Annotated in this window: 13 protein-coding genes and 1 tRNA gene; 4 read left to right on the top strand and 10 right to left on the bottom strand. The window is 62.0% G+C overall.

Annotation, left to right across the window (positions count from 1 at the left end):
- Positions 1 to 93 precede the first annotated feature (93 nt).
- Entirely contained in the window at positions 94 to 507 is a 414-nt protein-coding gene (locus AC1RJY_RS15850; RefSeq protein WP_051024995.1) for an Hpt domain-containing protein, read from the top strand.
- A gap of 12 nt (positions 508 to 519) precedes the next feature.
- Here the strand turns inward: AC1RJY_RS15850 and AC1RJY_RS15845 are convergent.
- From AC1RJY_RS15845 to galU, 5 genes are all read right to left on the bottom strand, one after another.
- Positions 520 to 592 (bottom strand) — tRNA-Ala (locus AC1RJY_RS15845).
- Between the two features lie 37 nt (positions 593 to 629).
- The gene (locus tag AC1RJY_RS15840; protein ID WP_011775498.1) at positions 630 to 1,430 is read right to left on the bottom strand and encodes an SDR family oxidoreductase; all 801 of its coding nucleotides are present in this window, start codon (positions 1,428 to 1,430) and stop codon (positions 630 to 632) included.
- Positions 1,431 to 1,436: 6 nt separating this feature from the next.
- A complete protein-coding gene (locus tag AC1RJY_RS15835; protein ID WP_498602683.1) occupies positions 1,437 to 2,327 on the bottom strand; it encodes a hypothetical protein in 891 nt (296 codons plus the stop codon).
- 145 nt (positions 2,328 to 2,472) lie between these two features.
- A complete protein-coding gene (locus tag AC1RJY_RS15830; RefSeq protein WP_011775500.1) occupies positions 2,473 to 3,084 on the bottom strand; it encodes a GNAT family N-acetyltransferase in 612 nt (203 codons plus the stop codon).
- A gap of 6 nt (positions 3,085 to 3,090) precedes the next feature.
- Complete coding sequence (galU, locus tag AC1RJY_RS15825; RefSeq protein ID WP_011775501.1) at positions 3,091 to 4,023, bottom strand: UTP--glucose-1-phosphate uridylyltransferase GalU; 933 nt, start codon at positions 4,021 to 4,023, stop codon at positions 3,091 to 3,093.
- A gap of 101 nt (positions 4,024 to 4,124) precedes the next feature.
- On the opposite strand from galU, the gene AC1RJY_RS15820 reads away from it, so the two are divergent.
- From AC1RJY_RS15820 to cpaB, 3 genes are all read left to right on the top strand, one after another.
- Positions 4,125 to 4,739, top strand: coding sequence for a 5-formyltetrahydrofolate cyclo-ligase (locus tag AC1RJY_RS15820; protein WP_286176139.1), 615 nt, complete (start codon positions 4,125 to 4,127; stop codon positions 4,737 to 4,739).
- Positions 4,740 to 4,892: 153 nt separating this feature from the next.
- The gene (locus AC1RJY_RS15815) at positions 4,893 to 5,153 is read left to right on the top strand and encodes an FmdB family zinc ribbon protein (RefSeq protein WP_011775503.1); all 261 of its coding nucleotides are present in this window, start codon (positions 4,893 to 4,895) and stop codon (positions 5,151 to 5,153) included.
- Between the two features lie 65 nt (positions 5,154 to 5,218).
- Positions 5,219 to 6,028: a Flp pilus assembly protein CpaB gene (cpaB, locus tag AC1RJY_RS15810; protein WP_498602681.1), complete on the top strand. Its 810-nt coding sequence runs from the start codon at positions 5,219 to 5,221 to the stop codon at positions 6,026 to 6,028.
- 23 nt (positions 6,029 to 6,051) lie between these two features.
- On the opposite strand, the gene AC1RJY_RS15805 is transcribed toward cpaB, so the two are convergent.
- From AC1RJY_RS15805 to AC1RJY_RS15785, 5 genes are all read right to left on the bottom strand, one after another.
- Positions 6,052 to 10,233 carry a DUF4011 domain-containing protein gene (locus AC1RJY_RS15805; protein ID WP_011775505.1) on the bottom strand — a complete coding sequence of 1,394 codons (4,182 nt, stop codon included), beginning with the start codon at positions 10,231 to 10,233 and terminating at the stop codon, positions 6,052 to 6,054.
- Positions 10,234 to 10,394: 161 nt separating this feature from the next.
- On the bottom strand, positions 10,395 to 11,984 hold the full coding sequence (gene guaA, locus AC1RJY_RS15800) for a glutamine-hydrolyzing GMP synthase (protein ID WP_011775506.1): 1,590 nt from the start codon (positions 11,982 to 11,984) through the stop codon (positions 10,395 to 10,397).
- Positions 11,985 to 12,089: 105 nt separating this feature from the next.
- Positions 12,090 to 12,590 carry a DUF3817 domain-containing protein gene (locus AC1RJY_RS15795; RefSeq protein ID WP_011775507.1) on the bottom strand — a complete coding sequence of 167 codons (501 nt, stop codon included), beginning with the start codon at positions 12,588 to 12,590 and terminating at the stop codon, positions 12,090 to 12,092.
- The gene (locus AC1RJY_RS15790; RefSeq protein WP_498602680.1) at positions 12,587 to 13,456 is read right to left on the bottom strand and encodes an SURF1 family protein; all 870 of its coding nucleotides are present in this window, start codon (positions 13,454 to 13,456) and stop codon (positions 12,587 to 12,589) included. The genes AC1RJY_RS15795 and AC1RJY_RS15790 overlap by 4 nt, the downstream gene beginning before the upstream one ends.
- 237 nt (positions 13,457 to 13,693) lie before the next feature.
- Entirely contained in the window at positions 13,694 to 14,182 is a 489-nt protein-coding gene (locus AC1RJY_RS15785) for a PTS sugar transporter subunit IIA (RefSeq protein ID WP_014922347.1), read from the bottom strand.
- Positions 14,183 to 14,216 lie beyond the last annotated feature (34 nt).

Genomic DNA, 14,216 nt, shown 5'->3' with positions numbered 1-14,216 from the left:
GCGCACCCACCATCCTGGTCATCGGAATGCTCGCCTCCATCTGGACCAAAGACCCCAGCAAGTCAGAGCCGGAAAGCACGTTAGGGGCCAGGGATGAAGCCACCGCGTAAGCTCGCCCCCAGCGAATGGGACTTGAGCAGAATCCAGTCCCTCGCCGACGAGCTAGGAAACCCGCAACCTGCACTGCGGTTCTTGGCGAAGTACCTTTCGATGCTCCCGCAACGGGTGGAACGGATCGTGCACGCACTGGACGATCGAGACGCGGCAGAGACCACAACGGCGCTTCTCAGCCTGAAGATCAGCTCCGCCATGGTCGGCGCCCTGGAAACAGAGCACCAATGCCGTGCCATCGAATCAATGATCCGGGAAGACCACTTCGACGACGCCACCCAAGCGCTCCCTGCCCTGCAACAGACAACCGACCGGTGTTTGGCATCACGGTCCAACCTCATCCGCGCAGCGCATGTTTCGCTCAGCCGACATGGTGGATACTTCCGCGGATTCTAGGGCCCAAAAGTGTGGAGCTAAGGAGATTCGAACTCCTGACCTCTTCGATGCGAACGAAGCGCTCTACCAACTGAGCTATAGCCCCTGAACCGAGCCTCAACTGCCCGACCAGTGTCCCTAGGCTACAAACTTTCCCTGCGCTTTTCCAACCACGACACGAACGTCTCCTTGCCGTACGGCGGCTCTGAAGTCAGGTTGAGGCCGGCGCGAAGGAAATCACCCATCGGCCCGGGCAAGGGCAGCTCAACGATCATGCCCCGCTCGCCCGTTACCATCTTCCAGGACTCCGCCATCTGCCGCATGGTGAGGGCTTCCGGACCCGCTATTGTCACCACGCGATGCTGCTCGGCGTGCCCATCACCCGCGGCTGCCTCAAGTAACGCCGCTGCAACATCTACAGGCGAGATCGACTGAAATCTGGCCCCGTTGAAAGTGGGGACCAGCCGCACCTTTGCACCGGCCGCGAAGATCATCGCCACCAGGCTATGGAACTGCGTCGCCCGGACCACCACGGTTTGCAATGACGACTCGTCGTATTTCCGTTCCTTGCCAGCTTTGGAGGCGTAGTAGGCAGAGGAGCTCAGGTCACAGTTGATGATGGACAGCGCCACAGCCTTACGAACACCAGCGAGATGGGCTGCAGCAAGGAGCCTGGCGCCACCACCAGCGAATTGCTTCCGGGCTTTACCGAGCTGCCCCTCAAGGCAATCAATGACGACGTCGGCACCCGCCACCGCGGCAGCCAAACCGTCTCCCGTGGTGACGTCGCCCGCAAAGTAAGTGACGCCGTCGTTATGCTTCGCGGAGCCGACAGGCGGCACATGACGGCTAAGGACCGAAACCGGGTGCCCTGCAGCTAAGGCAAGCCGGACAACCTCACGGCCTACCTGGCCCGTGCCACCTGCTACGCATAGCGCAGTCATGGGTTGTTAGGCGCGGCGACGCTGGAGGACATCGTCCAAGTTGCTCAGGGCACTGTGGCCCTTTGCGGATGCCACCACAGCAGTTGAAGTCTCCGCCTGGTCAACGTTTTGCTTCAAGACAGGTTTGCCCACCGGCTTTGGTGCCTCGGGCAGATCCAGGGGCTCAGGAGCTGGACGGGGCGCTTTGGCTGCAGCGACGTACGTGGGTTTCGGGACCTCGACGGGTTGCCAACTGGCACCCTTCGAATCCTTGGCAGCTTCAGCGGATTTGTCTCCCGCGGCAACGGCAACGGCCAGCGCTGCTTGCCGTAGTTCCACCGCGGACAAGCGAGCAGCCTCACGGCTGGTGGCTTCGGCGTCGAAAACCGTAGTTTCCTTCGATTCCACGGCAGGTTCCTTCGGCAAGTACCGCGCAGGAGTCGGGATGGGCGAGGCTTGCGCAGCACGACGCGCCCGCCGTTCACGAAGATCCCTCAGGGCAAGCTTCCGCAAAGTCACGACGGCGAGTACCGCACCAATGATGGACACCAGCGGCAACCAGACTGAACCGATCCCAACAATTCTGAGAACGCCGGAAACCGCTGCAGTGATCAACAACGCAAGGCCTGCCAATGCCAGCGTGACCCGGGCGTAACGGATAGTAAAGGGAGTCGTTGGCGCATTCGCCAAGGAAGGCTCGGCCGCACGGGATTCCTGGGGCGACGCCGGTGCTTTGCTGTGCATGGTCTCCATCGGTTTCTCCTGCTGAGGTGCCAAAGTCAGTACCACCCCTGCCTGCGTTTCGTCTGGTTCGTCATCAAATGCCTCTGCTGGAACAGCGACCGTTTGGACTTGTTGCCGCCTGTTCCGCAAAACGTAGGGCGCCACCCAGACCATCCACAGCGCGACAGTGACCACTAGTATCACCGAGCTGCTGAGAGGGAAGTCCACATTCAAAACCGTAGAAGCAAATCGCCGGGTGCAGCGGCATTGCGGCCGGTGTGTCGTCGGCGAGTCCGCAAATGACTGGAGATACGTGCAAAAAGGCCGATGACCTGCCGGTTTATCCTCGGAGCCACCTGCGCAGGAGTCCCTCTGGAACTTCATCGGCGGTCAGTGCAAAGGAGCGGTGATCAGCCCATTCGCCGTTGATGTGCAAGTAGCGCTCCCGGTAGCCTTCGTCGCGGAATCCAAGCTTCTCCACCACCCTCAAACTCGGTGAGTTCTCCGGACGGATGTTGATTTCCATTCGATGCAATCCCAGCACCCTGAAGCAATGGTCCGTTGCCATCGCAACCGCAGTTGGAGCAATGCCGTGCCCGGCGCGGTCCTTGTCGACCCAATAACCCAGGGTGGCCATCATGGCCGATCCCCAGACGATGGAGGACACCGTAAGTTGCCCGACGATCCTTGGTTCCCGAAAGCCCTCGGTCCGCTCAACAATGAGAAAGGGCAGTGCGGATGACTGACGGGCCTGTTCATTCAGGGAACCCACCATTTGGCGGTAGCTGGGGAGGCGCCCACCCGGAGCCGGGTTGGACGCCTCCCACGGCGCAAGCCATTCACTGTTCCGCGAACGGACCTCGGACCACTCCCGCTTGTCGCGGTAACGGATAGGCCGAAGCAGCAGGTCTCCGCTTTCCAGCGTCACCGGCCAGATCGCAGAGCCGTACATCGTGGGTTATTTGGGAAGTGCGGCGGTGAAGTTGGGCAGCCACTCACGAAGTTCAGGACCGAGGTCTTCACGTTCGCAGGCAAGCTCGATGCAGGCCTTGAGGTAGCTGAGCTTGTCACCGGTGTCGTAGCGGCGGCCGCGGAAGACAACGCCGTAGACGCCATAGCCTTCGCCTTCCCCGGCGGCAAGCACCTCAAGGGCGTCCGTCAGCTGGATCTCTCCACCGCGACCGGGGGCGGTCTTCTCCAAGACTTCGAACACGGCCGGGTGCAGGACGTAGCGTCCAATCACGGCAAGGTTTGACGGTGCTTCTTCGGGGGAAGGCTTCTCAACGAGCTGCTTGATGCGGACGTAGCCGTCCTCGCCGTTGTCCTCAACATCGGCGCAACCATAAGCGCTGATCTTGGAGGGCTCCACCTCGATGAGGGCAACCACGGAACCGCCGGTCTTCTGTTGAACGGCGATCATTTCGCTCAGCAGGTCTTCGCGGGCGTCGATCAGGTCATCGCCAAGCAGGACGGCAAAGGGCTCGTAACCTACGTGCTGCTTCGCACGAAGGACAGCGTGGCCAAGACCATTCGGGTCGCCTTGCCGGACATAGTGAATGTCACCGAGGTTGGTGGCGGACTGAATGGCTTCAAGCTTGGCGGTATCGCCCTTTTCCGCCAAGGTGGCCTCAAGAGCCGGGACACGGTCAAAGTGGTCTTCCAGTGCTCGCTTGCTGCGTCCTGTGATCATCAGGACGTCATGCAGGCCTACCTTGACCGCTTCTTCGACGACATACTGGATGGCAGGCTTGTCCACTACGGGCAGCATTTCCTTCGGCATCGCCTTCGTGGCGGGAAGGAACCGGGTGCCAAGGCCCGCTGCGGGAATGACGGCCTTACGGACAGCGTTGTTTTCTAGAGTCACCGGACTAATGTAACGGACGGAACACATCAACCGCTAAACCCCTCGCCGCGCTGATAGCACTTTTGATTTCCGGAATGGACAGCCTCCGCTGATTAGCTGTTATGCAAAGACCTTACGAATGGACACAGATGCCCTCCAAGGAAGACATCCGGAGCAGCCGGCGGCTGCACAGGCGAACCCTCACTCCGGAGCACATAGCAAGTGCAGGTGAGTCCCTTGCGCGGCACGGGATAACCTGGGCAGCAAGGGTCTCCCCGGGCACTGCCGCGACCTTCGCCGTGTATCTGGGTGTAGCTTTCGAGCCACCCACCCTCCCCCTCATCCGATCGCTGCACGAGGCAGGGCACAGGGTTTTGTTGCCCGTTTGCGAGCCCGGCCGGCAATTGAGTTGGGTTTACTGGACACCTTCCACGGCATTTGTCAGGTCCTCTTATGCGCCCATAGACGAGCCCGAGGGTGAACGCCTTGAAAGTTCAGTGATAGCCGGAGCCGCGGGAATCTTCATGCCCGCCACGGCCGTGGACCGGGACGGCAACCGGATTGGCCAAGGCGGCGGTTATTACGACCGGCTTCTTCAAGGCCTCGACGCTTCCGGCGGGCGGCCTCCCACCATTGCGGTACTTTACGACGACGATTTGTTACCTTCGGGATCCATTCCCGCCGAGGCGTTTGATCGCCCCGTGCGGCAGGTGTTGACCCCGTCGGGCATCGTCCAACTCCACGACGCCGCGAAGCCCGGCTGACGCTCCGGCCCGCCATGTGAACCTTGGCACATCCGCTGGTACATGCCGCCTGGACCGATGATAGAATTGGCACTCAGGCCCTGCGACTGCTAAAGAGGATCTTCTCCGCTGATGCTGCACAGGACCTGAACTTTGTCCTAAAGGAGGAACTCAGTGCCCACATACGCATACGCCTGCAAAGACTGTGACCATGCCTTTGACATCGTCCAGTCCTTTTCTGACAGCTCCTTGACGGAGTGCCCCGAATGCAATGGTGCGCTTCGTAAGAAGTTCAATAGCGTCGGCGTCGTTTTCAAGGGCTCCGGGTTCTACCGGACAGACTCGCGCGACGCCAAGGGCAGTACGGTTTCGGCCGCACCAGCCGCCCCGGCTGCCACCGCAGCAGCACCGGCAACCGCAGCCGCAGCCAGCTAGGCGCTTTTCCACATAGCGCACCGGACCACTGTTTGCGGGTCCGGGAAGCTGGCTAACGTGGCGGCATGCCATCTACGTCACGCAGCGCTCTTCTCTCCCGCGCCGAGCGTTCAGCAGCAGCCGGCAATTGGCCACCACTGAACCGTTCGCCCAACCGCCTGTCCCGGGCCCGTGCCGGGAATACTGCGCGCTTCAGCCGCAATCGTCCCGGAGGTCGTGCTGGTCAACGGGGCCAGCGGGCCGGATTTGGCTCCTGGATCACACGAAACCGCCGTTTGGCAGTAGCGCTTCTGCTGTGCGTGGCTGCCGGCATCGCAGTCCAGCAGCTCACTCCCGCATCGGAGCAGCGTGTGAGCGTCGTAGTCGCAGCTCGCGACCTCCCAACGGGTACCAGCCTCACTGAATCCGATCTCACCAGCGTTGGGGTGCCACCTGACCTCGCACTTAGCGGTGCTTTGAATAGCATCGGCACTCTTGTCGGCCGCCAGCTAGCCTCCCCTCTCGGCAAGGGGCAGATACCTACGGAGTCGAGCCTGCTGGGTCCGGGCCTCCTGACGGGAGCTCCTGTGGGCACGGCAGCGGTCCCACTCCGGATGGCCGACCCCTCGTCCATCCAGCTCCTCTCTCCCGGCCAGTTGGTCACGGTGGTCCTCACCGCAGCGGGCTCCTACGACGAGTCCAGGCAAAGCCAAGTCCTCGCAGGCCCGGTGCCCGTCCTCTGGACATCGGCACAGGGCGGCAAGCCGGGCGAATGGCTGGGGACAGGTGACACCGATGGCCTGGTAGTGGTGGCGGCCGATCCCCAACAAGCAGAAAAGCTCGCCGGCGCATCAACGCAAGGCAAGCTCTTCTTTGTTTTGGTCAGCCCCTCATGAGCTGCTCAGTCATGGCCAGCTGTTCAGCCCCAGTGTGGCGGTTTCTGTTCCTTCAGCCACTGCTCATGGTCGTAGCCGGAATCGTCACCCCATCGCCGAGGATCATCCTCAGCGGCCTTTGTAGGAAGAATGCCGCTGGAGCCCGTCTTGGCTGCCGTGGTCTTTGGATCCGCAGCCTCTTCGGCTTCAGTATTGCCCGGCTCACCGGATTCCTGCGAAGCACGGTCTTCTGTGCCTGTGTCTTGATCCATCAGTGGTGCTTCTTTCACATCTTCTGCAGAGCTGTTTATCTCGGCAACGTCATTTGCCTCACGGACATCGGCCTGAAATTCGCCGTCTGCACGGTCCACCGAACCGGAAGGAAACGGCAGCTGTGCATCGCCCGCATTCAATTGTTCACCATCGGAGTGCAGGAAACCATGCTGGGCGGAGGCCGACTGGGCGATGTGGTTCTCCAGCCCCAGGTACGAACCAATCCTGTCCGCGCAAGACGAAGGATCCGTGAAGACCTCAATCGTCCAGAGCGACATGTAGCGCCAGCCCATGCGCTCCAGCAGTTGCGGCCGCAACCGGCTCCGTTCACGGACGCTCATCCGCCGGTAGCGTTCAGTACCATCGGATTCGATGGCAACGGGGGTGGGGATTTCAGCACCCTCCCGGCCAATGGTATGGACGGGGTCGGCCGCCGCTGCTATATCCAGCACGCCGTCGTAGAGATGCCAGACTCGGGCTCCGCGGGCACGCAGGCGTTCTCCAAGGTCGGCCACCAACGGATCCTCACCAAGCGCCTGCTCACTGGCTACAGCGCGGGAGGCGGGTGTTCCGAGGTTGCTGTTCCCGGAGAGCTCCCGGTCCAGGAGTTCATAGAAGTCCACTGCACCATGGGCCAAGCGATCAAGGTCGAGATCCTCGGGCCGGAAGCACGTCAGGACGTGCATGGAGCGCCGGGCCCTGGTCATCGCCAGGGCAAAGCGGTTCCGCCCCCCATCGGTGGACAGCGGGCCGAAGGAATGAAGCGCACGGCCGTGCGGAGTGCGTCCATAACCCAGCGAGAAGATCACGTGGTCACGCACCAAGCCCTGGGCGCGCTCAAGGTCCACCACGCGGAAGGACTCGGGTCCGGCTCCGAAGAAGGTGGACAACAGAGGGTGGTTGGGCAGCTGGAGCCTGATGGCCTCGCCAATCCTGGCAGCATGGCGCAAGCTTGCGGTCACTACGGCCAAGGAAGTACGGGGCCGGAGCCTGGCATGTTCGAACACAAGGTCCACTACGCGGTTAACCTCGGCGGTGACCGACTCGACTCCCTCGTGATCCGCCCCGGGAAGCCCCGTACCATCCGGTATGTACTCGACGTGGATCGAACGGTCCAGGCCGGTGACCGAGTTGCCGTCGGGCAGTCGCCGCAGACCGCCGTCGTAGTAGTTCTTGCTCAACTGGAGGATCAAATCCTCGTCCACCGCGCGATAAACCCAATTCAGCTGCCAAGTGGGAAGGACCCTGGCCAAGGCTTTGAACGCACTGTCCACGTTCTCGTGGCTGGCCACCCCGGCAACCGGCGGTTCCACGGCGACGCTGAAAGTGCGCGCATTGGCAATTTTCGCATCACCGAAGGCAATCACCTGCTGTGCTCGGGCAATCGCAGGGAGAACAGCTTGCAGAGAAGTGGATTCGGCGTCGATAACCACCACAGCGTCGAATTTCTGCTCGGCCGGAAGAACGCCGGTGAGCAGGTACGGGCTGACGGACCAAACAGGGACCAACAAGGGCACGAGATCCGGCGCTTGGGCGCTCAGGGCCGGCAAGGTCACACGTCCGTCCTTCAACAGGGCACGGAGCAACTCCGCCTGCCTTGGGTGCTCAAGAAGCCCTTGACGCCATTTTTCGGCCAGCTGCCAACGAAGGCGGGCGGCGCCGCTGGCAATGTGTGCCTGATCGGCAAGGCGGTATTCCGCTTCGAGGCGGCGCAACGAATCACCGTCAGACATGGCGAGGTAGTCATCACCGCTGATCATGGCCTCCAAGGCCGACTGCCACCAGGCCAGGTCCAGTTCAGCGGCTACGGACGACGCCGGGACTTCCCTGGCAGCAAGGTCGGCCAGCAACTCGCCGAGTCCGTGCTCGCGCATTTCCTCAACCAAGAGCGTCCGCTCGGGAAGGGTTTCCAGTGTGGCAGTATCTGCGACGAGCCGCTCGAGCCGTTCCATGAGTTGCAGATACGGTGTCTCGTGCAACGAACCGGCATCGGAGGTGTGCTTGAGCGCATCGCCAAGGCGGCGGAGCTCGCCATCAAGCTCCCGGTAGAGCGCACCGAGGTCGGCAAGGCCGGAGGGCACCGCCGGGTGTCGCTGGGTTGTTGCGTAGCCTGCCCACAGAGCCCGCTGCTCCTGGACCAGGACCAAGGAACTGTGGAGGTCCGCGATGTGGACACCGGGCCGGACGTACTCCTTGGCCACACGCCGCAGTCGGGAGCGCTGCATGGAAGGCATCTCAAGGTTCCGCTCACGGCGCCAAGCAGAGCTGGCCGTGGCGGAGATGAGGTCATGCACCGGCCGGTCGAAGATGTCCGGAGTGAACTTGTCCAAGCTTCCGCGCACGGCGATCAGCAGTTCAAGCTGGGCACCCCACTCGGTGAAGGTTTCGCCCAATCGAATCTCGGCGTGGTCGGAAACCTGCTTCATTCGATCCCGCAGGACCGGGAGTTTCTCCTCGGCCGAGCGGGCCAGCTGCTGCGCTTCCTCGGTCTCCTTGCGGGTGACCAGGCGGGCGCCATACCAAGGGCTGGAGGTGGAGGCCCGGCTGAAGCTGCCAAGCTCGGCAGCGCGGCGCAGGCGGCCCGCGAGCTCTTCACGGTCCTTGATGTTGTCCAGGACGCTTCGCTTCAAGCGCACCGTCGTGGAGGGCGCCGGGTGGATGGATGTCAGCTCAGCGAGCGATTGCATTGCCTGGTAGGGCGAGCAGCCCCAGCGTTCACGGACATTGTGCAGCGAGGCCACATGGTCCATCAGGGCATGACGGTGTCCGGTCAATGTCTGGTGAAGGTTGCCAAGCTGCGGTTCAAGCGCCTTCTCATTGCGCATGATGGCCCTGACCAGCTGACCCTTGAGTTGCTGGGGAGTGGTGCCGTTACCAGGCTTGAAGAGCATCGACTCGAGGCCAAGCGATTCGAGGTGGGCGGAAAGACCCGCGAGACTGGATTGCCTGTCCCCCACCACCAGCACGGACTTGCCTTCACTGACCAACGCGCCGATGGCATTGATGGCGGTCTGCGTCTGCCCGCTCCCGGGCGGAGTGCTGACAACCAGTGAATCCCCGGCGCGAACGGCGTCCACCACGTACTGCTGGTCCGTATCGGCATCGAGCAAAAGAAGTTCATCCGCCGGATCGCGAAGGTCCAGGCTGGGGAACCTGCCGGCCTTGATGGGCTCCGGCTCAATGTCGCCGCCGTTGGCAGCAGTGGAGAGGGCCGCGACCGTGGGGTTGTTCATATTGATCCACGGATCATCAAGGTTGCCTGAAAGGTCAGCCAGCGTAGTGACCAGCAGGTTGAACTCCACCTCTGCACCATGAATCGGCTGAATCAGCGTGGACAAACGGTCCAGAACCGGCTGGGGATCAAGCCGGGCGGTGTTGTACGCCATGCGAGCCACAGCGTTGACGTCAAAGACGATGCCATGAACTGTCTTCAGATGGCGCACCAGAGCGGGGTTCATGCGTGCCTGCTCTGTCAGCTGCAGTTCAAAGTCGTCTTCGCCCGGCCTGACCGTGAGGACGATGGACGTGAGCATCACAGGAGCGGAGACGCGCTGCGGCTTGCCTCCCACGGCCGAGGTCCACACCACAGTTCCGGCGGACAGGTACCCGGCCTCGATGCCGCGGTCGTTGCTGAGCTCAAAGATTTTGGAACGGATGTTGCGGGCAGCCCTGGCGGCCACCAAGTACTGTTGGCGGTCCCTGATGAGCGTGGACAGGCGTGTTCGGCGCCCTGCCAGCAACTGTGCCAGCCCGGAAGGGTGAGCGTTGCTGAGATCGATGGCGCCTTCAGGCGTCTTGACGAAGCGCAGCATCGTGTCTGCCCCGGTGACCGGTTTGAGACCAGACAGCCATTTGCGGAGCTCTTCGGAGCCCTCTTCCTGGCCTTGACCTACTGACACGACTTCTGCCTTCTTTTCTGTACTAGCTTTAGACGCCTTGGACCATACCGGCATACTTTCGAGGGTAGCGGGAATCCTCGGTCAGGCTGCTCCGCAACGCTGTTCCAACGCGAAATTCGCCGTCATTTCACAGGTGGCCGCAGTTGCGTCCAAAGAAGTATCCCAGGTTCAAACACAGTGGCCGGCCTCCCGAAGGAAGCCGGCCACTCAAAATGCTATTCCCACTCGATGGTTCCCGGGGGCTTGCTGGTGACGTCCAGTACCACGCGGTTAACTCCGTCCACCTCATTGGTGATCCTGTTGGAGATCCGGGCAAGCAGGTCATACGGCAACCGCGACCAGTCTGCTGTCATGGCGTCCTCGGAGGAGACCGGACGCAGCACGATCGGGTGACCATAGGTCCGACCGTCGCCCTGAACACCTACGCTGCGGACATCAGCCAGAAGGACTACCGGCATCTGCCATACGTCATTGTCCAGACCGGCAGCTGTCAGCTCGGCGCGGGCGATGGCATCGGCCTTGCGCAGCAGGTCCAGGCGCTCCTTGGTCACTTCACCCACAATGCGGATTCCCAAGCCGGGGCCGGGGAATGGCTGGCGGCCAACGATTTCCTGCGGGAGGCCGAGTTGGGCACCAACAGCACGAACTTCGTCCTTGAACAGTGCCCTCAGCGGCTCAACGAGCTCGAACTGCAGGTCTTCCGGGAGCCCGCCCACATTGTGGTGGCTCTTGATGTTTGCAGCGCCCTCGCCGCCGCCGGACTCGACGACGTCCGGGTACAGCGTGCCTTGGACAAGGAACTTGATCTTTTCACCCTCGGCAGCGGCCTGGGCGATGATGGCCCGTTCCGCTTCTTCGAAGGCGCGAATGAATTCCCGGCCAATGATCTTGCGCTTGGTCTCGGGATCGCTGACACCGGCCAATGCGGACTGGAAACGTTCCTGCTCGTTGGCAACGTACAGGTTGACACCCGTGGCTGCCACAAAGTCGCGCTCAACCTGCTCGGCTTCGCCTTCACGCAGGAGGCCGTGGTCCACGAAGACACAGGTCAACTGGTCGCCGACGGCGCGCTGGACGAGAGCGGCGGCCACTGCGGAGTCGACACCACCGGAGAGACCGCAGATGACCTTGGAGTCGCCGATCTGCTGGCGGATACGGTCCACCTGCTCTTCGAGGATGTTGCCGGTGGTCCAGTTGGGGCTCAGGCCCGCACCCTTGAACAGGAAGTTCTCCAGGACGTGTTGGCCGTGTACGGAGTGCTTGACCTCGGGGTGCCACTGCACACCGTAGAGGCGCTTCTCGTCATTGGCGAAAGCAGCCACCGGTGCACCAGCTGTGGAGGCAAGCACCTCGAAGCCCTCAGGGGCTTCGTGAACGGAGTCGCCATGGCTCATCCAGGTGTTCTGGGAAGAGGGAACGCCATCCAGAATGGAGCGGGCGTCGCCTACAACCAGTGCTTCGGTTGCGCCGTACTCCCGGAGACCCGTCTGGGCCACCTTGCCACCCAAGGCATTTGCCATGGCCTGGAAGCCGTAGCAGATGCCGAAAACGGGCACCCCGGCTTCGAAAAGATCTGCGCCGACGCTCGGAGCGCCCTCGGCGTAGACGCTGGAGGGCCCTCCGGAGAGAATGATGGCTGCCGGGTTCTTGGCCAGAAGCTGCTCGGTGGTGAAGGTATGCGGAACGATTTCCGAATACACATTCGCTTCGCGGACGCGGCGGGCAATCAGCTGCGCGTACTGGGCACCGTAGTCAACAACCAGCACCGGCTTCTGGGAAGTTTGGGGTGCGGTGGGAGTAGTCACCAGACAAGACTACTTTGCCGAGCCGCCCCGGTGCACGTTGGCAGAGGCGTCAGAGGGGCAAAACGGCCCCGCCGTTAGGCATCTCACACCGGGACGCCGTGACGGCTAGTAACGCTTGGACGCCTGCGGATTGGCTGCGAGTTCCGCTTCCACCTGCGCGTGGAATTTCTTCTCCACGATGAAGGACAGCAACGGGATGACTCCGCCCAGGGCCAAAAGGATCATTTTGGAGAACGGCCAGCGCATGAGCGACCACAAGCGGAAGTTGGAGACCAGGTAAACCACGTACATCCAACCGTGCACAATCAGAATCGAGGTAGAGATGTTGAAGCCGCCAATGACGCCCTTGGGTTCGGACTCAGCAAAGCCGAAGCCAAACGGCTGGCCCGTAACTGCGTTCGTGCCGCCGGCGAAGAGCGAGACGCCAAAGCCGTAGCGGGCGATCAATTCAGCGCACAGCAGGAGAAGCATGGCACCCGTGAGGTACGCCATGACTTTGTAGAACTTCAACGCCGAACGAATTTGCGCTTCCGTCCCGCCGAAGCGCCGCTTCTTGGGCTTGGGTCCGGACTGTTCGGGCTGGATAGCCGGTTTTGGCTCAATCATTGCTGCACCTTTTGTTCTGGCTCTGGGTTTGTAGGTTCTGTGGTTGCCTCGGGGTGGTCTGCCCGGTCCAAGTCGTCATCGTCGAAGTCGTCGTCAAACTCGTCCTCTTCCAAGTCGCGCCGGTAGTCGTCCTTCACCAGGCGCCACCAGATGAAGATCGAGAACCCGGCAAAGACAACCCATTCCACCGCATAGAAGAGGTTCAGCCAGTTGACCTGCTCTGCAGGGGGCTGGGGCGGGATGTTGAGTGCCTTGACGTCATCACCGAGAGGAATTTGCACGCCTCCGGAGACTTCCGAAGTCGCTGCGATAAAACCTTGGTAACTGGAAACTTCCCACTTATTAATGAGTTCCGCCGTTGAGACTGCGGACGCGCGGTCCGGGCCGGCGTCGACGTTTGGAAGCGGCGCTTCGGACGGGATGAGGCGACCCGTCACGGTGATGGTTCCCGACGGCGGCGGGCCGGCTTGGGCGGCGTCAGCCACCCAGCCGCGGGCGACCGGGATCCACGTCTGCGGCGAGGCACCGACACCCTTGAGGGTGGGAGCGTTGTTGACGGCAAAGGCGGAGACGATCCAGAAGCCCTTTTGGTTGTTGTAGAGGCGGCCTTCGACGAGGACCTGCTTGCCGGGATCGTAGGTTCCTGTGGCGGTGACCATCTGGTCCGAGACCGAACCGGGGAAGAACTGGCCTGGCCGGAGGACGTCCACCAGCGGCTTCACTTCTTCGATGCTGGACGGCGCAGGGGGCTCGTGCTGGGCGGACCGGCTGAGCTGCCATTGACTGAGCAGCACAAACACCCCGGACAACAGAAGCGCAAAGACCAGTCCTGCGATCCAGCGGGGTTTCAACGCGGTTTTCAACACCCCTTAACCGTACTTCGTCCGCCTGTAGAACAACGAAACGACGTGTAGGGCCTGCCCTAGAGTGGGGCAGCAGGGTCCCTACGTGGCGACGGAGTCGACACGAAAGGGCCTGCCCTAGAGTGGGGCAGCAGGGTCCCTACGTGGCGACGGAGTCGACACGAAAGGGCCCGCCCTAGAGTGGGGCAGCAGGGTCCCTACGTGGCGACGGAGTCGACACGAAAGGGCCTGCCCCAATCTCTAGTGGTCGAAAAACACCAGGCTGGAGTTGATGAGCTCGGAGATGACCTCCGGATCGTGTGCCCGGCGCAGGGATTCCCGGAACGACTCCTTGGAAAGGGAACGCGCCAGGGTGGCAAGAACCTCGAGGTGGTCGGAGAAGGAACTGGCCGGTGTCGCGATAAGGAGCACCAGGGTGGCCGGTCCGTCGGTGGCGCCGAAGTCCAAGGCGTGGCCAAACTTGGTCACGCCAACCGCAATGGAGATCCTGTCCACGAATTCGCTGCGTGCATGCGGTAGTCCGATGCCTCCCGGAAGGCCGGTGGCAAGCTGGTGCTCCCGTGAATGCACTTGCTCCAGAAAGCCCTCAAGATTGGAAATCCTGCCTGCCGCGTGGAGCCTTTCAGCCAGTTGTGCTGCGGCATCGATCTTGTCCTGGGCAACAAGTTCAAGGATGACCGTATCCGGGGTGGTTAGTTCCGCGTCGTACCGGTCAAGTGGTTCAGCCAAGTTGTGTTCCCTCCATGTGGCCTCCCGGCCTCAA

The sequence above is a fragment of the Arthrobacter sp. GW822-FHT05G07 genome (assembly GCF_058799755.1).
Note: the sequence above shows the minus strand (reverse complement) of the source record. Positions and strands in the feature narration are given on the sequence as shown.